Below are 20,260 nucleotides of genomic sequence, written 5' to 3' on the forward strand. Positions count from 1 at the left end.
GCAAGGCGCACGCGGCAGAGCGCGCGGTGTCAGGACTTGAAGGGGCGGTGCGCATCCAGCTCATCGACGTATTCGTCCATGGCCAGTTGCTCGCGCGCCAGATGTCGCGCCACCGCGTCATGGAACTGGGGATGGGCGAGCCAGTGCGACGACTGGGTGCGCACCGGCAGCAGGCCGCGCGCCATCTTGTGCTCGCCCTGCGCACCGCCCTCGAAGCGCAGCCAGCCGCCCGCCAGGCACCATTGCAGCGGCTGGTAGTAGCAGGCGTCGAAATGCAGGCAGGGCACCTGCTCCACCGTGCCCCAGTAGCGGCCATAGGCGACGCGGCGCAACGGGTCGATGGCCAGCAGCGAGCAGGCGATGCGCTGATCGCCGCGCCAGGCCACGAACATCAGCCAGTGCTGCGGCATGTGCCGGGCCATGCGCCCGAAGAAATCGCGCGTCAGATAGGGCTGGCTGCGATGCGCGCGGTAGGTCAGCGTGTAGCAATGATGGAAGAAGTCCCAGTCCTGTTCGCGGATCGCCTCGCCCTCCAGCCGTTCGAAGCGGATGCCGGCCTCGCGCACGCGGCGCTGTTCCTGCTGGATCTTCTTGCGCTTGTCGCGCTGCAGCCGCTGCAGGAAGTCCGGCCATGCGCAGGGCTGGCCGTCGCCGGTCCAGTGAAACTGCACCTGGCTACGCGCCAGCCAGCCGGCTTCGGCGAGCGTCGCCTGATCTTGTTCGTCCTCGAACAACACATGGGCGGACGACAGCGTCAGTTGCTGCGCCAGGGCTTCGAGGCCCTGCGCCAGCAGCGCACGGGCCGTCGCATCGCGCGCCAGCAGGCGGCTGCCCGGCACCGGCGTGAAGGGTACGGCCACCAGCAGCTTGGGGTAGTAGGGCAGGCCATGGCGCTGGTAGGCCTCGGCCCAGGCCCAGTCGAACACGTACTCGCCGTAGGAGTGGCTCTTCAGGTAGGCCGGGCAGGCCGCCACCAGTCGGTCCTGTTCCCACAGGCTGAGAAATTGCGGCTGCCATCCGGTCTCGGGCACGGCCGAGCCGGAGTCGTGCAGGGCCTGCAGATAGGCCAGGCGCATGAAGGGCGTGGGGCGCGGCGACGCGTCCAGCAGCGCGTTCCAGGCATCGGCGGGCAGCGCGGACGGATCGTCGTCCACGCGCAGCTGCAGGGGAGGGACGGGCGGCGTGTTCATGGCGAGCGCGCATGTTAGGCGGCGTTGCGCCGATCTGCAGGTTCGGGGCGCAAACCCTCAAGCCCTTGCCTGGCCCGCCCGGCGCTTTGATGGCAGGATGCGGGCTGAGGCTTGGCCCCGTGCGCCGGGCAACGACAGCGTTCATGCAATTCGACAATCTCTACAACCACGACTTCGCCCGCATTGCCGTGGGCGTGCCGATGTGCCGTGTGGCCGACCCCCTGTACAACGGCGAGCAGACGGCACAGCTGCTGCGCCAGGCCGCGGCGCAGGGCGCCGCCGTGGTCGCCTTTCCGGAGCTGGGCCTGTCGGCCTACAGCTGCGACGACCTCTTCCATCAGCGCGCGCTGCTGGACGGCTGCGAGGCGGCGCTGGCCGAGCTGCTGAAGGTCTCGCTGACCCTGCCGACCGTCGCGGTCGTGGGCATGCCCCTGCGCGTGGAGCACCGCCTCTTCAACTGCGCGGTGATCCTGCAACGTGGCCGAATCCTGGGCGTTCAACCCAAGACCTATCTGCCCAACTATGGCGAGTTCTACGAGGCGCGCCAGTTCAACGCGGCGGACGAGGCGGTGGCGGACGAAGTCGAACTACTGGGGCAGCGCGTGCCCTTCGGGACGCGGCTGCTGTTTGCCGCCACCGACCTGCCGCTGCTGCGCCTGCATGCCGAAATCTGCGAAGACGTCTGGACGCCGATTCCGCCCTCGTCCTTCGCCGCGCTGGCCGGCGCGACGGTGCTGCTCAATTTGTCGGCGTCCAACGTGACCGTGGGCAAGGCGGCCTACCGGCGCCAGCTGGTGGCGCAGCAGTCCGCGCGCTGCCTGGCGGCCTATGCCTATTCGTCCGCTGGCGCGGGCGAGTCCAGCACCGATCTGGCCTGGGACGGGCAGGCGCTGATCTACGAGAACGGCGAGGCTCTGGCCGAATCGGAGCGCTTTCAGCGCCGTGCCCAGCTGATCACGGCCGACGTGGACCTGGAGCGGCTGTCGCGCGAGCGCATGCGCCAGGGCAGCTTTGGCGCGTCGGTGCGCCGCCACGCCGAGGACCTGCGGGGCTTCCGCACCGTGGGCTTCGAGCTGGGCCTGGACCGCGGGCAGAGGCTGGCGCTGCAGCGGCGCGTCGAGCGCTTCCCCTATGTGCCCTCGGACCGCAGCCGGCGCGACGAGCGTTGCCACGAGGTCTACAACATCCAGGTGCAGGCGCTGGTGCAGCGCCTGGCGTCCAGTGTCATCCACAAGCTGGTCATCGGCGTGTCCGGCGGCCTGGATTCCACCCATGCCCTGCTGGTGGCGGCGCGCGCGATGGACCAGATGGGGCTGCCGCGCAGCCACATCATCGGCATCACCATGCCGGGCTTCGCCACCAGCCACCGCACCCGCGACCAGGCCTGGCGCCTGATGCAGGCCATCGGCTGCGATGCGCGCGAGATCGATATCCGTCCCAGCTGCGAGCAGATGCTCAAGGACCTGGGCCATCCCTATGCGCAGGGCCAGCCGGTCTACGACGTCACCTTCGAGAATGTGCAGGCGGGGGAGCGCACCAGCCATCTGTTCCGCCTGGCCAACCATCTGGGCGCGTTGGTGCTGGGCACGGGCGACCTGTCCGAGCTGGCGCTGGGCTGGTGTACCTATGGCGTGGGCGACCACATGTCGCACTACAACGTGAACGCCAGCGTGCCCAAGACCCTGATCCAGTACCTGGTGCGCTGGGTGGCTGAATCGGAGCTCGGCGAACAGCTGGGCCGCGGCGGGCGCGAGGCATTGCTGGACATCCTGTCCACCGAGATCAGCCCCGAGCTGGTGCCGGCCGGCGCCGAAGCCGGCTCCGGGCTGCAAAGTACCGAGGCCACGCTCGGGCCGTATGAACTGCAGGACTTCAACCTCTACTACACCCTGCGCTACGGCTACGCCCCCACCAAGATCGCCTACATGGCACGGCATGCCTGGGGCTCGCGGGAGCGTGGCACCTGGCCGGACGGCGAGCATGTGGCGCGCAACGAATACAGCCTTGCCGAAATCAAGAGGGTGCTGCGCATCTTCGTGCAGCGCTTTTTCAAAGGCAGTCAGTTCAAGCGCAGCTGCGTTCCGAATGCCCCCAAGGTGGGCAGCGGTGGCTCGTTGTCGCCGCGTGGCGACTGGCGCGCACCCTCCGATTCGGAGGCCGCTGTCTGGCTGGCCGACTTGGCGCGCATCCCCGACGGGCTGGATGCAGCGACTGAGCCGAGGCTCTGACGCCGAGTGTCATGGGGCCTACGGTGCGGGCGGCGTGACCCTGGGCGGCAGCTCGCCAAGTCGAGCCGGTTCCATGCTTAAATGGGGCATCCCCGGGACCTCGGCGTCCCTTCATCTTCGGAGCCTTCGATGAAGCAGATCACCGCCATCATCAAACCCTTCAAGCTGGACGAGGTCCGCGAGGCCCTCGCCGAGGTCGGCGCTTCCGGCCTGACGGTCACCGAGGTCAAAGGTTTCGGCCGCCAGAAGGGGCATACCGAGCTGTACCGCGGCGCCGAGTACGTCGTGGACTTCCTGCCCAAGGTCAAGGTCGAGGTGGTGGTGAAGGATGATGACGTCGAACGCTGCATCGACGCCATCCTGAAGGCGGCCAAGACCGGCAAGATCGGCGACGGCAAGATCTTCGTCACCCCGGTGGAGCAGGTGGTGCGCATCCGCACCGGCGAGACCGACGAGGCCGCGGTCTAAGCTGCGACAGGCAGGGGCTACTGCAGGCGCTGCCACAGCGCCGTGGCCCAGATGCCTGCGCACAGCACCAGGCTCAGGAAGACCGCCGCGCTGGCGATGTCCTTGGCGCGCTTGGACAGCGCGTGCAATTCGAACGAGACGCGGTCGATCGCTGCCTCGACGGCCGAGTTCAGCAGCTCGACGATCAGCAGCAGCAGCAGCGAACCCAGCAGCAGCGCAATCTCCACCCAGGTCCTGCCCAGCCAGAAGGCCAGCGGCGTGGCGACGAGGGTGAGCCAGACTTCCTGTCGGAAGGCGCTTTCGCCGCTGTAGGCGGCGCGCAGACCGGCGATGGAATAGCCGGTGGCGTGGATCAGGCGATTCAGGCCCGTGCGGCCCTTGTGCGGATTGCTCATGGACGAGGCTCAGGGGCGCCTGACGGGCGGCCGTTGGGTGATCAGCTGGGTGCGGCAGATCACGTCGTGCAGGAATTGGCGGCGTGGATGCAGCCGGGCCAGCAGGGCATACCCCAGCACGCCCGCGATGAGGCTGCCGAAGATCGCGCCGGTGCTGTGGTTGAGGCCCAGCAGGTAAACACTGGCGAGCGCCGGCATGAACCACAGCCAGGACAGCAGATAGCGCAGCGCCGCGCGCCCCTGGCCCAACGGTTGTCCGTCCAAGTCCACGACGCGCAGATGCCAGGCCTTCATGGCCACAGTCTGTCCGCCATGCGACCAGAACCAGCTGAAGTAGATGCCTAGCACCAGAAACAGAAAGGCCTGCAGGCCATGCTGGCCCTGCATCGCGTTGCGTTGCTGGGTCAATGCGGAATACAGGTAGCCGGCCACGAAGAGAACGCCGAACAGCAGCAGACCCTCATAGACGAAGCTGGCCATGCGGCGCCCGATTCCCGGCGGCGGGAGTTGCGGTTCATTCATCGGGCGGGTCAGCGCGGCTTGGTCCGCGGCAGCAAGGTGTGCGGGTCCAGCGCGTCGCCGGCCGCCAGTGGCAACCGCAAGCTTGATGCCGGCCGGGCCTGGGCCCCTTGGGTGATCAACACCGTGCTGGCACCGGGACGGGCCTGGACCAAGCTGGGCGCTTCGGCCACCGGTATCAGCGGCGGGGCCGCCACAACCTGTGCACCAGGCTTGGTGGCTGGCTGCGCTGGCTTGTGGGCTGGGCGCTCGGACGAGGCTCGCTGTGCGGCCTTCTCCGTCAGGCGCTGGCGCTCCTCGGGCGAGAGCGCCTGATAGGCCTCCCACTTGGACTGCAGTTTGTCTTGCACGGCCTCGGGCGACTGGCGCCTCTTGGGATCGGCCGCCTGCAACAGGTTCAGGTAGGCGGCACGCGTACGCTGGCGCTCGGCGGCGCTCAGCAGCGCCCATTCCTGCATGCGCTGGCGAATGCGGTCCTGCTGTTCGGGCGGCAGGCTGTGCACCCGGGCGGCCACCTCCAGCCACTTGCCTTTGCGGGCGCCGTCCAGCGTTTTCCACTCAGCCTGCAGCGGCGCCAACACCTGCTGCTGGGCCGGACTCAGTGCGGACCAGTCGGGGCCACCGGCCAGGGTGCTGGGTGCCAGTGGCGCGGGCGGGCGCGTGCTGCCGGGGGCGGATGCCGCGACGACGGGAGGGGATAGCCATGGAGAAGAAGCCGGCGCGGAGGCGCCGGCTTCGGGCAGGGGGGCTTGGGCTGCCGCGACCAGGGGCAGCAGGACAGGTCCGAGGAAACGCCAGCCGTGGCGACGGACCAGGACGGGCAAGATCACTGCTTGTCTTCTTCCTGGTTGGGGTCTTCGTTCAGGTATTCGCGGAAGCCCGGATCGTTGTAGGCCGCTGGCGGCAGAGGCTTGGACAACAGGCCGGTGTCCAGTTCGGCCGCCGCACGGATCTGTTCGTACCACTGGCTGTGCTGGATCAGCAGCAGCCCGGCCAGCAACAACAACAGCGGCAGCAGAGCGGCCAATTTGAGCCAGCGCGGCGAGCGATTGTCACTGGGGCCGCCCTTCAGCGCCAGTGTTCCGGACTCCAGCACGATGGTGTCCTGGGCCGGCTGGGCCGGCTGGGCCGCACGGGCGGCCTGCGCCTTGGCAAGTGCCTGCTCACGTGCAAAGCGAAGCCGCTCCTGGATGTCCAGGGGCAGGGTTTCGGCCTGCTCGCTCAAGCCGGCAGCGATACGCAACCCGAAGCGGGCGACGCGGGCGTCCGATTCCTGGGCGCTTGGCGGATGCTGTGGCTTGTTCATCACTGGATTCCCTTGGCTTTGAGCGACTTTGCCAGCGCGTGCACCGCCCGGGAGCAGTGTGTCTTAACACTGCCCTCCGAGCAACCCATGACCGACGCGGTCTCGGCAACGTCCAATTCCTCCCAGTAACGCAGCAGGAAGGCTTCGCGTTGACGGGCTGGCAGCTGTTGCACTTCCTGGTCGATCAAGGCCAGGGTCTGAGCCCTGGAGACCTCGTCGGCGGCGGACAGCGCGCCCAGGAAGCCTTCGCCCGTCTCCAGGCTTTCGAGCAGGTCGAATTCCTCGTCCGTCTCGCTGCCTTCAAAGTCGGACAGGTTGCGCATCACCGCGTTGCGCACCTTCTGGCGTCTGAACCAGTCCATCGTGGCGTTAGACAGGATGCGCTGGAAGAGCAGGGGCAGCTCAGCGGCTGGGCGGTCGAAGTACTTCTCGGCCAGCTTGATCATGGCGTCCTGCACGATGTCCAGCGCCGCGTCGTCGTCGCGCACCAGGTAACTGGTGCGTTTGAACGCCCGGCGGTCCACGCTTTTCAGGAAGTCGTTGAGTTCTTTGTCGGTAGCCAAGGTCTGACGGCCGGGTGTCGGCCCGTGCGCTGGCAAAAAACGGCGCGGATTATCGCATTGGCTTGGGGCTTGCTAGTTTTTTGTGCGGTGCCGCAGCAATTGCGGGTATCATGCTGCTTCGCACAACGCAGTTTGGGTCTCAAGCTGGCCGCCCGACCGGGGCGCCTTGTTTTTGACCGCGCAGGCTCCGAGTCCGCCCCACAAGGGTGAGAGGAGGGGCACCGATGGTTTTTCGTCAGAGAAAATCTCAGAGGTTCGACAATGGACATGTCTGCCGCGGACATCAAACGTGCAGCGACCACGGACGGTCGCGCACAGCCGCAATCCCCCCACGCATCCGCCGCGGAGCTCAATGGCTCCGAAATCCTGGTCCGCAGTCTCCAAGCCGAGGGCGTCAAGTACCTCTGGGGCTATCCAGGCGGCGCGGTTCTTTACATCTACGACGCGCTCTACAAGCAGGACGCCATCCAGCACGTGCTGGTGCGCCATGAGCAGGCCGCCGTGCATGCCGCTGACGGCTATGCGCGCGCCACCGGAGAGGTCGGCGTCGCCCTGGTGACCTCGGGTCCGGGCGTGACCAATGCCATCACCGGCATTGCCACGGCCTACATGGACTCCATTCCCATGGTGATCATCACCGGGCAGGTGCCCACGCCGGCGATCGGTCTGGATGCCTTCCAGGAATGCGACACCGTGGGCATCACGCGCCCCATCGTCAAGCACAACTTCCTGGTCAAGGACGTGCGCGACCTGGCGGTGACGCTCAAGAAGGCCTTCCACATTGCCCGTACCGGCCGGCCCGGACCGGTGGTGGTGGACATCCCGAAGGACGTCTCCCTGAACAAGACCGCGTTCAGCTACCCGGAGCGTGTCGAGATGCGCTCCTACAACCCAGTGAAGCGGGGTCACAGCGGTCAGATTCGCAAGGCCGTGCAGCTGCTGATGGCGGCCAAGCGGCCCTACATCTACACCGGCGGCGGCGTGATCCTGGGCGAGGCCACGGCCGAGCTGCGCCAACTGGTCGAGCTGCTGGGCTATCCCTGCACCAACACGCTGATGGGCCTGGGCGCGATGCCGGGCACCGACCCGCGCTTCCTCGGCATGCTGGGCATGCACGGCACCTACGAAGCCAACATGACGATGCAGAACTGCGACGTCCTGCTGGCGGTGGGGGCACGCTTCGACGACCGCGTGATCGGCAATCCCAAGCATTTTTCGCAGGTCGAGCGCAAGATCATCCATGTCGACATCGACCCCTCGTCGATCTCCAAGCGGGTGCGGGTGGACATCCCCATCGTCGGCGACGTGAAGGACGTGCTGCAGGAGCTGATCGCGCAGATCAAGGAAGCGCAATCGCGGCCCGACGCGCAGGCGCTCAACGCCTGGTGGTCGCAGATCAACGAATGGCGCCAGCGCGAATGCCTGGCCTACAAAAAGTCCGACGAGGTCATCAAGCCGCAGATGGTTGTCGAGACCCTGTGGAAGCTGACCCGCGAACGCGACACCTACATCACCTCCGACGTGGGGCAGCACCAGATGTGGGCGGCGCAGTTCTACCGCTTCGACGAGCCGCGGCGCTGGATCAATTCCGGCGGTCTGGGCACGATGGGCGTGGGACTGCCGTATGCGATGGGCATCAAGCTGGCCAAGCCGGAGTCTGACGTGTTCTGTATCACCGGCGAAGGCTCCATCCAGATGTGCATCCAGGAGCTGTCGACCTGTCTGCAGTACCGCACGCCGGTCAAGATCGTCTCGCTGAACAACCGCTACCTGGGCATGGTGCGGCAGTGGCAGGAACTCGATTACGAGGGCCGCTACTCCCACAGCTACATGGATGCGCTGCCCAACTTCGTCAAGCTGGCCGAGGCCTACGGGCACGTCGGTCTGCTGGTGGAGAAGCCCTCGGACGTGGAGCCCGCGCTGCGCGAGGCGATGCGTCTGAAGGACCGCACCGTCTTCCTGGACGTGCGCACCGACCCGACCGAGAACGTCTGGCCCATGGTGAAGGCCGGCAAGGGCATCTCGGAAATGCTGCTCGGTTCCGAAGACCTGTGAACGCCTGAAGCCGCGAGGCGCAGCCGGTGTTACCGCACCGGCGGCGACCGCGCGGCGCGAGGCGGGATCGGTCCCGACCCAACCCTGCAGACCCTGCGATCGAAGAGCGTGGCCAAGGACCGCCGGTTACCGCCGTCGGCCTGAAGAGCGCGAAGGACGAGACTCATGAAACACATCATTGCTTTGCTCATCGAGAACGAGCCGGGCGCGCTGTCGCGCGTCGTCGCGCTGTTCTCAGCCCGGGGCTACAACATCGAAAGCCTGACCGTGGCCCCCACCGAGGATGCCTCGTTGTCGCGGATGACCATCGTCACCAGCGGCAGCGACGAGGTGATCGAGCAGATCACCAAGCATCTCAACCGACTGATCGAGGTGGTCAAGGTCGTCGACCTGACCGAAGGCCGCTACATTGAGCGCGAACTGATGCTCATCAAGGTGCGGGCGGTGGGCAAGGAGCGCGAGGAAATGAAGCGCACCGCCGACATCTTCCGCGGGCGCATCATCGACGTGACCGAGAAGACCTACACCATCGAACTCACCGGCGATGCCGGCAAGCTCGATGCCTTCATCGACGCGATCGACCGCAGCGCCATCCTCGAAACCGTGCGCACCGGCACCAGCGGCATCGGCCGAGGCGAACGCATTCTGCGCGTCTGATTCCAGGCGCCCCTCTTGAACCCATTCACGAATTTCCCCCGGAGACCCACCATGAACGTGTACTACGACAAAGACGCCGACCTCAGCCTCATCAAGGGCAAGAACGTCACCATCATCGGCTATGGCTCACAAGGCCACGCCCATGCCCAGAACCTGAACGACAGCGGCGTCAAGGTCACCGTCGGTCTGCGCCGCGGCGGTGCTTCATGGGCCAAGGCCGAGGGTGCCGGCCTGAAGGTCGCCGAGATCGCCGAGGCCGTGAAGGCCGCCGACGTGGTCATGATCCTGCTGCCCGACGAGCAGATCGCCGAGGTCTACAAGAAGGACGTCGAGCCCAACATCAAGGCGGGCGCTTCGCTGGCCTTCGCGCACGGCTTCAATGTTCACTATGGCCAGGTGCAGCCGCGCGAAGACCTGGACGTGTGGATGGTTGCCCCCAAGGCGCCCGGCCATACCGTGCGCAACACCTATCGTCAGGGTGGCGGCGTGCCGCACCTGATTGCCGTCTACCAGGACAAGACCGGCAAGGCGCGTGACCTGGCCCTGTCGTATGCGGCGGCCAATGGCGGCGGCAAGGCCGGCATCATCCAGACCAGCTTCCGCGAGGAAACCGAGACCGACCTGTTCGGCGAACAGGCCGTGCTGTGCGGCGGCACCGTGGAGCTGATCAAGGCGGGCTTCGAGACGCTGGTGGAAGCCGGCTACGCCCCCGAGATGGCCTACTTTGAATGCCTGCACGAGCTCAAGCTGATCGTGGATCTGATCTACGAAGGCGGGATTGGCAACATGAACTATTCGATCTCGAACAATGCCGAATACGGTGAATACGTCACCGGCCCGCGCGTCGTGACCGAGGCGACCAAGAACGCGATGCGCCAGTGCCTGAAGGACATCCAGACCGGCGAATACGCCAAGAGCTTCATCCTGGAGAACAAGGCGGGCGCCCCTACGCTCATCAGCCGCCGTCGTCTGACCGCCGAGCATCCCATCGAGCAGGTGGGCGAGCAGTTGCGCGCGATGATGCCGTGGATCAAGGCCAACAAGCTGGTCGACAAGTCCAAGAACTGATGGAGTGGGCCGGGCGCGGGTGCGTCGCGTCCGATTCCTCACGCAAGCCGCGCCGGCCACCGCCAGCGCGGCTTTTTCATTGAAGGCGCTGTTGTATCCTCCCGCCCCATGAACGAAACCCACGACAAGAACGTGGACCAGCTGGACGATGACGAGGTTCTCGAGCCGCTGCGCCCGCGCCGCAAGGGCATTTACATCCTGCCCAATCTGTTCACGCTGGGGGCGCTGTTCAGCGGCTTCTACGCGATCGTGATGGCGATCGGCGGCCGTTTCGAACAGTCGGCCTATGGCATCCTGGCCGCGATGGTGCTGGACAGCCTGGACGGACGCGTGGCCCGCATGACGCATACCCAGAGCACCTTCGGCGAGCAGATGGACAGTCTGTCCGACATGGTCTCCTTCGGCGCTGCGCCCGCGCTGATCATGTACATGTGGGCGCTGCAGGGCCTGGGCAAATGGGGCTGGTTCGCCGCCTTCGTCTACGTCGCCGGCGCTGCGCTGCGTCTGGCGCGTTTCAACACCAATATCTCGGTGGTCGACAAGCGCTTCTTCCAGGGGGTGCCCAGCCCTGCCGCGGCCGCGTTGGTCGTGGGGCTGGTCTGGGTGCTGGACGATGCCGGCTACAAGAATGTGCACCAGGATCCGGCGCTGGCATGGACGGCCTTCGGCTTCACGCTCTATGCCGGCCTGACCATGGTGACCAATGCGCCGTTCTACAGCTTCAAGGACATCAGCTTCAAGCGTTCGGTGCCCTTCATCGTGATCGTCGCGATCGCGCTGGGCATCGCGGTGATCAACATCTATCCGCCGCGCGTTCTGTTCGGGGTGTTCTGCATCTATGGGCTGTCGGGCTACGTGGTCTACGCCATCAAGCGTGCCAAGGGCAAGCCGGTGAGCGTGATCGCCACATCCACCGACGAACCCGACGAGCAGGGCTTGCATCGCTAAGCCGCTGGCGTGCTATATTCGTTGGACCATGAAGACCTGGGCCGTGACCGCTCTGCTACTACTAGGTGAACCACGGGTTCGCTAGATCTGTCACGTCCTCACGTCCTCGATCTCAACGGCCCGTATGCAACCTGCAGCGGGCCGTTGGTCTTTCTGAAGACTCTGTGGGTTGCGAATCTCCTCAACAGGAATCCCCATGCTGAAGCAACCGCAACAGAAGTACCGAGCCTTTCAACCCATCGCGCTGTCTGATCGTCGCTGGCCCGACGTGCGCCTGGAGAAGGCTCCGCTATGGCTCAGCACCGATTTGCGTGACGGCAATCAATCGTTGATCGAGCCGATGAGCGTGGAGCGCAAGCTGCGCATGTTCGAGATGCTGGTGCGCATCGGATTCAAGGAGATCGAGGTCGGTTTCCCCTCCGCCTCGCAAACGGACTTCGACTTCGTGCGGCTGCTCATCGAGCGCGACCTGATCCCCGCCGACGTGACCATCCTGGTGCTGACCCAGGCGCGGCGCGAGCTGATCGAGCGCAGCTTCGAGTCGCTGCGCGGCGCGCGGCGCGCGGTGGTTCACCTGTACAACGCTGTTGCGCCGGTGATGCGGCGCGTGGTGCTGGGCATGAGCGAGGACGAGGTGGTGGAGATGGCGGTCAGCCATACGCGGCTGATCCGCGAGCTGGCCGACGCGCAATCGGAAACGGACTTTGGTTTCGAGTACTCGCCCGAGACCTTCTCCGGCGCCGAGTTGGCGTTTTCCAAGCGCATCGTCGACGCCGTCGTCGAGGCCTGGGGTGCGACGGCCGAGCGGCCCTGCATCGTCAACCTGCCTTCGACGGTGGAGCACTCCACGCCCAATGTCTTCGCGGACATGATCGAGTGGATGCACCGCAACCTCGCGCGGCGCGACGCCATCGTGCTGTCGGTCCATCCTCACAACGACCGTGGCACCGGGACCGCGGCCGCGGAACTGGCGCTGATGGCCGGGGCACAGCGGGTCGAAGGCTGCCTGTTCGGCAATGGTGAGCGCACCGGCAATCTGGATCTGGTCAACGTGGCGCTGAACCTCTACACCCAGGGCGTTCATCCGGGTCTGGACTTTTCGGACATCGACGAGGTCAAACGTTGCGTGGAGTATTGCAACCAACTGCCGGTGCATCCGCGCCATCCGTATGCCGGCGATCTGGTCTACACGTCCTTCTCGGGCTCCCATCAGGATGCGATCAAAAAGGCCTTCGCGCAGTACCGCGAGGGCGACGTCTGGCAGATCCCCTATCTGCCCATCGACCCCAAGGATGTAGGCCGCAGCTATGACGCGGTGATCCGCGTGAACAGCCAGTCGGGCAAGGGCGGCATCTCATATTTGCTCGAAGCCGAGTTCGGGGTGGAACTGCCGAGGCGCCTGCAGATCGAGTTCAGCCAGGTCGTGCAGGCGGTGACCGACAGCAGCGGCAAGGAGCTGGACGCTGCCGCCCTGTGGGCCATGTTCGAGCGCGAGTACGGCACCGCGAACGCACCGGTGCTGCAGCCCGACATCCGCAGCGGCGACAACGGACAGATCGAGCTCAGCGCGCTGGCCGATCTCAGCGTGCGCCGGCTCAAGGTCCAAGGTCAAGGTCAAGGCCCCATCGAGGCCTTCGTCGACGGGCTGAATCGCCAGCTCGTCTCCCAGGTGCGCGTGCTCGACTACCATGAGCACGCCATTGGCAGCGGCGCCGATGCGCGCGCCGTGGCCTATCTTGAGCTGCGCGTCGGCGACTCGCTGACGCTCTTCGGAGTGGGCATGGACGCAAACATCGTCACCGCCTCCCTCAAGGCCATCGTCTCCGGACTGCGGCGCGCCGCCCGACGCGGCAAGCTGCAGATCTCCAACGTACACACCGCCTGAATCACCGCTGCCGAAAGAGCCCAGCCATGTCCACCGACCGATTGATCATCTTTGACACCACCTTGCGCGATGGCGAACAGTCGCCCGGCGCCTCGATGACCAAGGACGAGAAGCTACGCATCGCACGGCAGCTGGAGCGCCTGCGCGTCGACGTGATCGAGGCCGGCTTCGCGGCCTCCAGCAACGGCGACTTCGAGGCGGTGAAAGCCATCGCCGAGGCGATACGCGAGAGCACCGTCTGCTCGCTGGCGCGCGCCAACGACCGAGACATCGCGCGTGCGGCCGAGGCGCTCAAGGGCGCCGCGCGCTCACGCATCCACACCTTTATCGCCACCAGCGAACTGCACATGGAGAAGAAGCTGCGCATGACGCGCGAGCAGGTGCTCGAGCAGGCGCGGCTGGCGGTGCGCTTCGCCCGCAACTTGTGCGAGGACATCGAGTTCTCGCCCGAAGACGGCTATCGCTCCGACCCCGACTTCCTGGCGCGCGTGATCGAAGCCGTGATTGCCGAAGGGGCCTGCACCATCAACATCCCCGACACGGTGGGCTATGCCGTGCCCGAGCTGTTCGGTGAGTTCATCCGCAGTCTGCGCGAGCGGGTGCCCAACTCCGACCAGGCCGTCTGGTCGGTGCATTGCCACAATGATCTGGGCATGGCGGTGGCCAACTCGCTGGCTGGCGTGAAGATAGGCGGCGCGCGCCAGATCGAATGCACGATCAACGGGCTGGGCGAGCGTGCCGGCAACTGCTCGCTGGAAGAGGTGGTGATGGCGGTGAAGACCCGCCGCGACTACTTCGGCCTGCAGTTGGGCATCGACGCGAGCCAGATCGTGCCGGCCTCGCGTCTGGTCAGCCAGACCACCGGCTTCGTCGTGCAGCCCAACAAGGCGGTCGTGGGCGCCAACGCCTTTGCCCATGCTTCGGGCATCCACCAGGACGGCGTGCTGAAGGCGCGCGACACCTACGAAATCATGCGCGCCGAGGACGTGGGCTGGAGCGCCAACAAGATCGTGCTGGGCAAGCTCTCCGGGCGCAACGCCTTCAAGCAGCGACTGCAGGAGTTGGGCATCGCCTTGGAATCCGAGGCCGAAATCAACGCAGCCTTCCAGCGCTTCAAGGACCTGGCTGACCGCAAGGCCGAGATTTTCGACGAGGACATCATCGCGCTGGTGATGGACGAATCGGTGACGCAAGAGCAGGAGCACTACCGCCTGCTGACGCTGGCGCAGCGCTCCACAACCGGTGAGCGCCCGCATGCGGAGGTGGTGTTCGCCGCCGGCGATGCCGAGTTCCGTACTGAGAGCGATGGCAATGGCCCGGTCGATGCGGTGCTCAAGGCCATCGAATCCAAGGTCGAAAGTGGGGCTGAGATGGTGCTCTATTCGGTCAACGCGATCACCAGCGGAAGCACAGAATCGCAGGGCGAGGTCACGGTGCGCCTGCAGCATGCGGGGCGGGTGGTGAATGGCGTGGGGGCCGACCCCGATATCGTCGTCGCGTCCGCCAAGGCATATTTGAGCGCGCTGAACAAGCTGCAAAGCAAGACCGAACGGGTTGCCGCGCAGGGCTGAGGTCGGTGTTGGGCAGTTCCACGGGGCTGCCCGGCTCAGGCGCAGCCCCAGGTCCCGGGAGGCCCAACCGCGCAGCAAGCGCCTCGGTGTGCGCCTTTTTGCACTTTAAGACAGTGCGTTAAGTCGTTGAATCTTGCCGAAGATTGGGTCATCCCCTAAACTCCGGCCAGCTTTCTTGGGGACTGGATTGAAGACGATCGCGACACTGCTGTCTGGCGCCGCACTGAGCGGCCTCCTGTTGGTGATGGGCAGCGTGGCGCCGGTCGCGTCTGCCCACGCCGCCCCGTCCAACGCCAAGGCCAAAACCTCCGCCGCGCAGAAATCGACGCGCAAGGCCAAGCCGGCACCGCGCTCCCCACGCAAGGTGGCACGCGCGGCCCGCGAGACACCCGTGGTGGTGGCCAAGCCATCCTTCGGGCAGCTCTACGGCCTGCATGCGGTCGATGACCCGCTGGAATTGAAATCCAGCGTGGCGCTGGTGCTCGACCAGGACACCAACGAGGTACTCTTTTCCAAGAATCCGCAGGCCGTGCTGCCCATTGCGTCGATCACCAAGCTGATGACGGCACTGCTCGTCGTCGAAGGCGGACAGTCGCTGGACGAGAAGATCACCATCACCGACGAGGACCGCGACACCGAGAAGGGCACCGGCTCGCGCCTGGCGATCGGCACCACGCTGACCCGCGGCGAGCTGTTGCATCTGGCGCTGATGTCTTCGGAGAACCGCGCGGCCCACGCGCTGGGACGCAACTATCCCGGTGGCCTGCAGACCTTCGTAACGGCGATGAACGAGAAGGCCCGCTCGCTGGGCATGAGCGACACGCATTACGTCGAGCCGACTGGCCTGTCCAGCCGCAACCAGTCCAGCGCCAAGGATCTGGCCGCGCTGGTGAAGGTGGCCCACCAATACCCGCTGCTGCGCGAACTGTCGACCTCGCCCGAGCATGTGGTGGATCTGGGGCGCCGTCAGCTGCAGTTCCGCACCACCAATGGCCTGGTGCGCAAGGCCGATTGGGACATCGGTCTGCAGAAGACCGGTTTCATCAGCGAGGCGGGCCAGTGCCTGGTGATGCAGGCGCAGCTGGCCGGCCGCAAGCTGATCATGGTCTTCCTCGATTCGGCGGGCAAGTACTCGCGGATCGGCGACGCCGAGCGTGTGCGCAAATGGCTCACGGGTGGCAACTCGCCGCTGGCCAAGCACTGAGCGAGGCGGCTTTGCGCGTTTCAACGGCGGCCCAGGGCCGCCGTTGTCGTTTGAGCTCGAACAAGACTCTCGCAGGAGCCTCGTTTTCGGCACCTCAGGTGCCGCGATAGCCCAGTGCGGCGGAGATGCGCGCCGCCGTCTCCTTCAGCTTGGGCAGCCAGGCCTCCTCCAGCCGGTCGGCTGGCGCGGAGATGGACAGGCCAGCGATCAGTTTGCCCTGGTCGTCGTAGATGCCGGCGGCCATGCAGCGCACGCCCAGCTCCAGTTCCTCGTCGTCGCGCGCCAGGCCGCGTTGGCGCACCAGCGCCATTTCGCGCTCCAGCGCCGCCAGGTCGGTGAGGCTGTTGCGGGTGTGGCCGGCCAGACCGGTGCGCGTCGCATAGGCGCGCACGCGCTGCGGATCGTCGCTGGCCAGGAACAGCTTGCCGACCGAGGTCAGGTGCAGCGGCGCCCGCCCGCCGACCGCGCGCACCACCTGCATGCCGGAGCGCTCGCTGTAGGTTCGTTCGATATAGACGATCTCGTCGCCCTGGCGCACCGAGAGGTTGACGGGCTGGTGCGTCAGCTTGTGCAGCTCGCGCATCGGGCCGATGGCCGCCTCGCGAACGTCCAGCCTGGCCTTGACCAGGTTGCCCAGTTCCAGCAGACGCATGCCCAACCGGTAACTGCCGGCCTCGGGGCGATCGACGAAGCGGCCCAGCGCAAGGTCGTTCAGGATGCGGTGCGCGGTGGATGGATGCAGACCTGTGCTTTCGCTGATCTGCTTCAGCGAGACCGGATCCTGGTGCTGGGCCAGCACATCCAGCAGGGAGAACATCCGCTCCAGGACCTGGATGGCGGGGGCTTGGAGCTCCGACGATTTCATGGTGAGGGATTGTGGAGGATGCGGGTCAGTTTTGCATGGCGAAATTAAGCGGGCGAGGCAGACCGTCGCTCCTGCCCATCACCGGGGCTGACCCCGCGTCTGGTTCCAGATCCTGAAATGCCACCGCTCAGCTTCGGAATGTGGGCGCTACCGTGCTTTGACCCAGCGCTGCCTCAGCGGCCGCCAGCCCGGCCTTCACCGCGCCTTCCAGCGTGGCGGGATAGGGGCCCTGAACATAGTCGCCGGCGGCCCATAGGCCGGGAGCAACCCGTGCCGGCGGACGTCGCAGCCCTGGCGTGCAGGAGAAGGTGGCGCGTTTCTCCGCGATCACCTGGTGGATCTGTCCGCCGTCGCCCCAGCCCAGGGCCTGTCTTGCCTGATGCAGGGCGAGCCGGCTCGTGGCCTGCAGGCCGCGCTTCAGCCACGGGGCAGCTCCACTGATCACCAGGCTGAAGTGTCCGGGCGCCAGTCCCAGCTGGCCCAGGTCGAACGCGAACTGGGCCGGGGCGTCGGGCCCCTCATGCAGTGCCAGCATGGGCGCAGGCAGGCGTGCCCCAGGATGCGTCAGGTAGACGGTCACAATGGGCTCGAAGCTCAGGCCGGTGGCCTGCGCGCTCCAGGCCGGCGCCTGCGGTTGGGTCAGCCGCGCCGCCTCCTGGCTGCTGCAGCACAGCAGCACGGCGTCAAAGGGGCGCGGGTCTTCGTCGAGCAGCCAGCCGCCGGGAACGCCCGCCGGGCGCAGACCTTGCACCCGGTGGCCGCGCTGCACGACGGCACCCTGGGCATGCAGCCAGCGCAGCGCTGGCTCGGGCAGCAAGGCGCCCAGGCCCTGACGCGGCAGCAGCAGATCCGCGCCTCCCGGCCCGCTGAACAAGGCGTCGCGCAGTACGCGCAGGAATACGGCCGCGCTGGCCCGCTCCGGCGGCGTATTCAGCGCGGCCACGCACAGCGGTGCGACGAACTCACGCCAGGGCAGCGCATGCAGGCCCTCGCAGAGGCCGGCCACGGTCATATCGTCGGCCGCATGGAAACCGCGGACACGCCAGCGGAGCAGCCGCCGCAACAGCGAGAGCCGGGCCGCCCAGGGCCAGCGCGGCGCGGTCAATACGGCGCGGGTGAAGGCCAGCGCGGTCGGACCACGGCCCAAGGCCAGGCGGTCGCCGTCGGGATAGCTCAACCGCAGCGGCAGCCGCAGCAGCAGGCGTTCGGGATCGGCGCCGACGCGGCGCATCAGCGCCAGGGTGTCGGCATAGGCACCGATCAGGATGTGCTGGCCGTTGTCCAACGAGGGCTCGCCCCCGTCCAGACTGCGCGCCCGGCCACCCGGACGGGCCGCCATCTCGTACAGGTGAACCTGGGCTCCGAGCTCGCAGGCGCGGACCGCCGCGGCGAGGCCGGCCCAGCCGCCTCCGACCACGGCCACGCGCATCAGCGGCCCCGCCAGTTGGTGCGCATCGCGATCCACAGCTTGCGCAGCGGGGTCAGCGCGATGCGTTGATGCAGCACCTGAAAGTTCTCCGCCTCGATCTCGCGCAGCAGCGTGCGATAGATGTTGGCCATCATCAGCCCCGGCTTCTGGGCCTTGCGGTCCACCTCGGGCAGCAGGGCCATGGCCTGGTCGTACAGGCCGTGGGCGCGTTGGGCCTGGAACTGCATCAGCCGCGTGAAACGTTCGCTGTAGCCCCAGGGCGCCTGGCGTTGGAGGATTTCGTGGGCCTTGACGTCGAACTGCTGCAGTTCGCTGACCGGCAGATAGATGCGACCGCGGCGCGCATCGTCGCCCACGTCACGGATGATGTTGGTCAACTGCAGCGCCAGGCCCAGCGTGTGGGCATAGGCGAGGGTTGCGGGGTCGTGACGGCCGAAGATGCTCGAAGCCACCTCGCCCACCACCCCCGCCACCAGGTGGCAATAGCGTTGCAGGCCCGCGAAGTCCAGGTAGCGGGTCTGGTCCAGATCCATCTGGCAGCCTTCGATCACCGCCTGCAGATGCGTCTCGCGGATGTCGAAGGTGGCGCAATGCGGCATCAGCGCCAGCATCACCGGATGCTGAGGCTTGCCCGCGAAGGCGGCCGCCACTTCCTTGCGCCACCAGGCCAGTTTGGTGGCAGCGACGCCCGGGTCCTGCACCTCGTCCACCACGTCGTCCACTTCACGGCAGAAGGCGTAGAAGGCGGTGATGGCGGCGCGGCGTGGCGGCGTCAGAAAGAGAAAGGCGTAGTAGAAGCTGGAGCCGCTCTGCGCGGCCTTCTGCTGCACGTATTGCTCGGGCGTCATCGGGAGGCTCCCGCAGCGGCGGCGGCCACGCTGCTGGGCATGCGCCAGGCGCGCCAGAGCAGGGCGGGGACATCGGACGCGCCAACCGTGGGGCGTCCAAGCAGGGCAGCGAACTGCATGGTTTCGAGTTTGTCCAGGATGCGCAGGCCGCCTTGTACCACCAAGCGCAGCTCCCAGCCCGCGCGCCCTGGAATGCGATGCACCAGCGGCGCACCTTCATGCATCAGCGCTCGGGCCCATGCACACAGTTCGCGTACCAGGGCGCGTGCCGCCGGGGAGTCCTGCCGGCGCAGCAGCGCGTCGCGCGTCAGCCCCTGCCGCGACAGGTCCTCCAGCGGTGCATACACCCGCCCGCGCGGCCCGTCCACGCTGAGGTCCTGCCAGAAGTTGATCAGCTGCAGCGCCGAGCAGATGGCGTCCGACTGGCGCAGAGCCTGCGCATCGTCGATGCCGTACAGATGCAGCAGCAGGCGACCCACTGGGTTGGCCGACCGGCTGCAGTAGTCCAGCAGCTCGGCACGGGTGTCGTAGCTGTGGCGGGTCAGGTCCTGCTCGAACGCGTCGAGCAGGGCCTCCAGCAGCGGCAGGGGCAGCCGATATTGGGAAAGAGCCGGTGCCAGCCGCTGGAAGACCGCCCCCGCCCAGCGCGGGGACGGCGGCCGCCCGGCGGCGATCGCATGGAGGTCTTGCCGATAACTGCGCAGATCGCCCAGGCGTTGCGCGGGCGTGGCATTGCCTTCGTCGGCCAGGTCGTCGGCGTGGCGGGCGAAATGGTAGATCGCAACAATGGCCGGCCTCAGCGCGGGTGGGCTCAACCAGGAGGCGACCGGAAAATTCTCGTAGTGCTCTATGCTCACGGCCGGCATTGTGTGCGTTTTGTGTGGTCCTTTACGCGCAGCCCAGGTGTTTGACAGGCTTGTACGCGCTGAATACATTACTGACCGGTCAGTCAGTTAGCGAACAACAACAGGAGCCTGGGCCCCGAACGGTGGTGGCGGCGGGCTCGCGGAGTGCCTCTTATGCCCCAGCTGTCCTTTGTCCCCCGCTCCTCGCGGCCGCTT

19 protein-coding genes are annotated in these 20,260 nt (G+C 66.6%); 9 read left to right on the top strand and 10 right to left on the bottom strand.

All coding sequences use genetic code 11. The features are described 5' to 3' along the window. Nucleotides 1–29: 29 nt before the first annotated feature. Nucleotides 30–1,190 (bottom strand): GNAT family N-acetyltransferase, encoded by a 1,161-nt coding sequence (locus tag LZ017_RS01635; RefSeq protein ID WP_241298313.1) that lies wholly within the window; start codon nt 1,188–1,190, stop codon nt 30–32. 143 nt (nt 1,191–1,333) lie between these two features. Here LZ017_RS01635 and LZ017_RS01640 point away from each other — a divergent pair, with 143 nt between their 5' ends. After that, complete coding sequence (locus tag LZ017_RS01640) at nt 1,334–3,418, top strand: NAD(+) synthase (RefSeq protein ID WP_241298314.1); 2,085 nt, start codon at nt 1,334–1,336, stop codon at nt 3,416–3,418. Between the two features lie 129 nt (nt 3,419–3,547). Further along, a complete protein-coding gene (locus LZ017_RS01645) occupies nt 3,548–3,886 on the top strand; it encodes a P-II family nitrogen regulator (protein ID WP_241298315.1) in 339 nt (112 codons plus the stop codon). A gap of 17 nt (nt 3,887–3,903) precedes the next feature. On the opposite strand, the gene LZ017_RS01650 is transcribed toward LZ017_RS01645, so the two are convergent. Genes LZ017_RS01650 through LZ017_RS01670 form a run of 5 tightly spaced genes read right to left on the bottom strand, consistent with a single transcriptional unit; the run spans nt 3,904 to nt 6,669 of the window. Then, on the bottom strand, nt 3,904–4,281 hold the full coding sequence (locus tag LZ017_RS01650; RefSeq protein ID WP_241298316.1) for a diacylglycerol kinase: 378 nt from the start codon (nt 4,279–4,281) through the stop codon (nt 3,904–3,906). Nucleotides 4,282–4,290: 9 nt separating this feature from the next. Then, nucleotides 4,291–4,803 carry an RDD family protein gene (locus LZ017_RS01655; RefSeq protein ID WP_277604433.1) on the bottom strand — a complete coding sequence of 171 codons (513 nt, stop codon included), beginning with the start codon at nt 4,801–4,803 and terminating at the stop codon, nt 4,291–4,293. An 8-nt stretch (nt 4,804–4,811) separates the two neighbouring features. Continuing rightward, complete coding sequence (locus LZ017_RS01660; protein WP_241298318.1) at nt 4,812–5,630, bottom strand: DUF3106 domain-containing protein; 819 nt, start codon at nt 5,628–5,630, stop codon at nt 4,812–4,814. Then, the gene (locus LZ017_RS01665) at nt 5,627–6,106 is read right to left on the bottom strand and encodes a DUF3619 family protein (RefSeq protein ID WP_241298319.1); all 480 of its coding nucleotides are present in this window, start codon (nt 6,104–6,106) and stop codon (nt 5,627–5,629) included. The genes LZ017_RS01660 and LZ017_RS01665 overlap by 4 nt, the downstream gene beginning before the upstream one ends. Continuing rightward, the gene (locus LZ017_RS01670; protein WP_241298320.1) at nt 6,106–6,669 is read right to left on the bottom strand and encodes an RNA polymerase sigma factor; all 564 of its coding nucleotides are present in this window, start codon (nt 6,667–6,669) and stop codon (nt 6,106–6,108) included. Before LZ017_RS01670 ends, LZ017_RS01665 begins: the two co-directional genes overlap by 1 nt. 261 nt (nt 6,670–6,930) lie before the next feature. Between LZ017_RS01670 and LZ017_RS01675 the strand changes: the two genes are divergently transcribed. From LZ017_RS01675 to pbpG, 7 genes are all read left to right on the top strand, one after another. Continuing rightward, nucleotides 6,931–8,724 carry an acetolactate synthase 3 catalytic subunit gene (locus LZ017_RS01675; protein ID WP_241298321.1) on the top strand — a complete coding sequence of 598 codons (1,794 nt, stop codon included), beginning with the start codon at nt 6,931–6,933 and terminating at the stop codon, nt 8,722–8,724. 165 nt (nt 8,725–8,889) lie between these two features. Further along, a complete protein-coding gene (ilvN, locus tag LZ017_RS01680; protein ID WP_241298322.1) occupies nt 8,890–9,381 on the top strand; it encodes an acetolactate synthase small subunit in 492 nt (163 codons plus the stop codon). Between the two features lie 51 nt (nt 9,382–9,432). Beyond that, nucleotides 9,433–10,449 (top strand): ketol-acid reductoisomerase, encoded by a 1,017-nt coding sequence (gene ilvC, locus LZ017_RS01685; RefSeq protein WP_241298323.1) that lies wholly within the window; start codon nt 9,433–9,435, stop codon nt 10,447–10,449. 108 nt (nt 10,450–10,557) lie between these two features. Then, nucleotides 10,558–11,397, top strand: coding sequence for a CDP-diacylglycerol--serine O-phosphatidyltransferase (gene pssA / locus LZ017_RS01690; protein WP_241298324.1), 840 nt, complete (start codon nt 10,558–10,560; stop codon nt 11,395–11,397). A gap of 196 nt (nt 11,398–11,593) precedes the next feature. Continuing rightward, nucleotides 11,594–13,282 (top strand): 2-isopropylmalate synthase, encoded by a 1,689-nt coding sequence (leuA, locus tag LZ017_RS01695; protein ID WP_241298325.1) that lies wholly within the window; start codon nt 11,594–11,596, stop codon nt 13,280–13,282. 26 nt (nt 13,283–13,308) lie between these two features. Next, complete coding sequence (locus LZ017_RS01700) at nt 13,309–14,853, top strand: 2-isopropylmalate synthase (protein ID WP_241298326.1); 1,545 nt, start codon at nt 13,309–13,311, stop codon at nt 14,851–14,853. A 187-nt stretch (nt 14,854–15,040) separates the two neighbouring features. Then, nucleotides 15,041–16,057, top strand: coding sequence for a D-alanyl-D-alanine endopeptidase (pbpG, locus tag LZ017_RS01705; RefSeq protein WP_374109860.1), 1,017 nt, complete (start codon nt 15,041–15,043; stop codon nt 16,055–16,057). A gap of 94 nt (nt 16,058–16,151) precedes the next feature. Here the strand turns inward: pbpG and LZ017_RS01710 are convergent, their stop codons facing one another. From LZ017_RS01710 to hpnC, 4 genes are all read right to left on the bottom strand, one after another. After that, a complete protein-coding gene (locus tag LZ017_RS01710) occupies nt 16,152–16,922 on the bottom strand; it encodes an IclR family transcriptional regulator (RefSeq protein ID WP_241298327.1) in 771 nt (256 codons plus the stop codon). 127 nt (nt 16,923–17,049) lie between these two features. Beyond that, the gene (gene hpnE / locus LZ017_RS01715; protein WP_308194053.1) at nt 17,050–18,387 is read right to left on the bottom strand and encodes a hydroxysqualene dehydroxylase HpnE; all 1,338 of its coding nucleotides are present in this window, start codon (nt 18,385–18,387) and stop codon (nt 17,050–17,052) included. Continuing rightward, nucleotides 18,351–19,199, bottom strand: a complete 849-nt coding sequence (hpnD, locus tag LZ017_RS01720) for a presqualene diphosphate synthase HpnD (RefSeq protein WP_241298328.1) — start codon at nt 19,197–19,199, stop codon at nt 18,351–18,353. The genes hpnE and hpnD overlap by 37 nt, the downstream gene beginning before the upstream one ends. Continuing rightward, nucleotides 19,196–20,065 (bottom strand): squalene synthase HpnC, encoded by an 870-nt coding sequence (hpnC, locus tag LZ017_RS01725; RefSeq protein ID WP_374109861.1) that lies wholly within the window; start codon nt 20,063–20,065, stop codon nt 19,196–19,198. Before hpnC ends, hpnD begins: the two co-directional genes overlap by 4 nt. Nucleotides 20,066–20,260 lie beyond the last annotated feature (195 nt).

The organism is Pelomonas sp. CA6 (genome assembly GCF_022549225.1).
Classification (GTDB): Bacteria; Pseudomonadota; Gammaproteobacteria; order Burkholderiales; family Burkholderiaceae_C; genus Roseateles.

Bases quoted from the DNA above. Each gene is read 5' to 3' on its own strand.
- leuA (WP_241298325.1), top strand. From the start codon at position 11,594: ATGCTGAAGCAACCGCAACAGAAGTACCGAGCCTTTCAACCCATCGCG.
- LZ017_RS01700 (WP_241298326.1), top strand. From the start codon at position 13,309: ATGTCCACCGACCGATTGATCATCTTTGACACCACCTTGCGCGATGGC.
- hpnD (WP_241298328.1), bottom strand. From the start codon at position 19,199: ATGACGCCCGAGCAATACGTGCAGCAGAAGGCCGCGCAGAGCGGCTCC.
- LZ017_RS01710 (WP_241298327.1), bottom strand. From the start codon at position 16,922: ATGAAATCGTCGGAGCTCCAAGCCCCCGCCATCCAGGTCCTGGAGCGG.
- ilvC (WP_241298323.1), top strand. From the start codon at position 9,433: ATGAACGTGTACTACGACAAAGACGCCGACCTCAGCCTCATCAAGGGC.
- LZ017_RS01655 (WP_277604433.1), bottom strand. From the start codon at position 4,803: ATGAATGAACCGCAACTCCCGCCGCCGGGAATCGGGCGCCGCATGGCC.
- ilvN (WP_241298322.1), top strand. From the start codon at position 8,890: ATGAAACACATCATTGCTTTGCTCATCGAGAACGAGCCGGGCGCGCTG.
- hpnC (WP_374109861.1), bottom strand. From the start codon at position 20,065: ATGCCGGCCGTGAGCATAGAGCACTACGAGAATTTTCCGGTCGCCTCC.
- LZ017_RS01675 (WP_241298321.1), top strand. From the start codon at position 6,931: ATGGACATGTCTGCCGCGGACATCAAACGTGCAGCGACCACGGACGGT.
- pssA (WP_241298324.1), top strand. From the start codon at position 10,558: ATGAACGAAACCCACGACAAGAACGTGGACCAGCTGGACGATGACGAG.
- LZ017_RS01665 (WP_241298319.1), bottom strand. From the start codon at position 6,106: ATGAACAAGCCACAGCATCCGCCAAGCGCCCAGGAATCGGACGCCCGC.
- LZ017_RS01645 (WP_241298315.1), top strand. From the start codon at position 3,548: ATGAAGCAGATCACCGCCATCATCAAACCCTTCAAGCTGGACGAGGTC.
- LZ017_RS01650 (WP_241298316.1), bottom strand. From the start codon at position 4,281: ATGAGCAATCCGCACAAGGGCCGCACGGGCCTGAATCGCCTGATCCAC.
- LZ017_RS01635 (WP_241298313.1), bottom strand. From the start codon at position 1,190: ATGAACACGCCGCCCGTCCCTCCCCTGCAGCTGCGCGTGGACGACGAT.
- LZ017_RS01640 (WP_241298314.1), top strand. From the start codon at position 1,334: ATGCAATTCGACAATCTCTACAACCACGACTTCGCCCGCATTGCCGTG.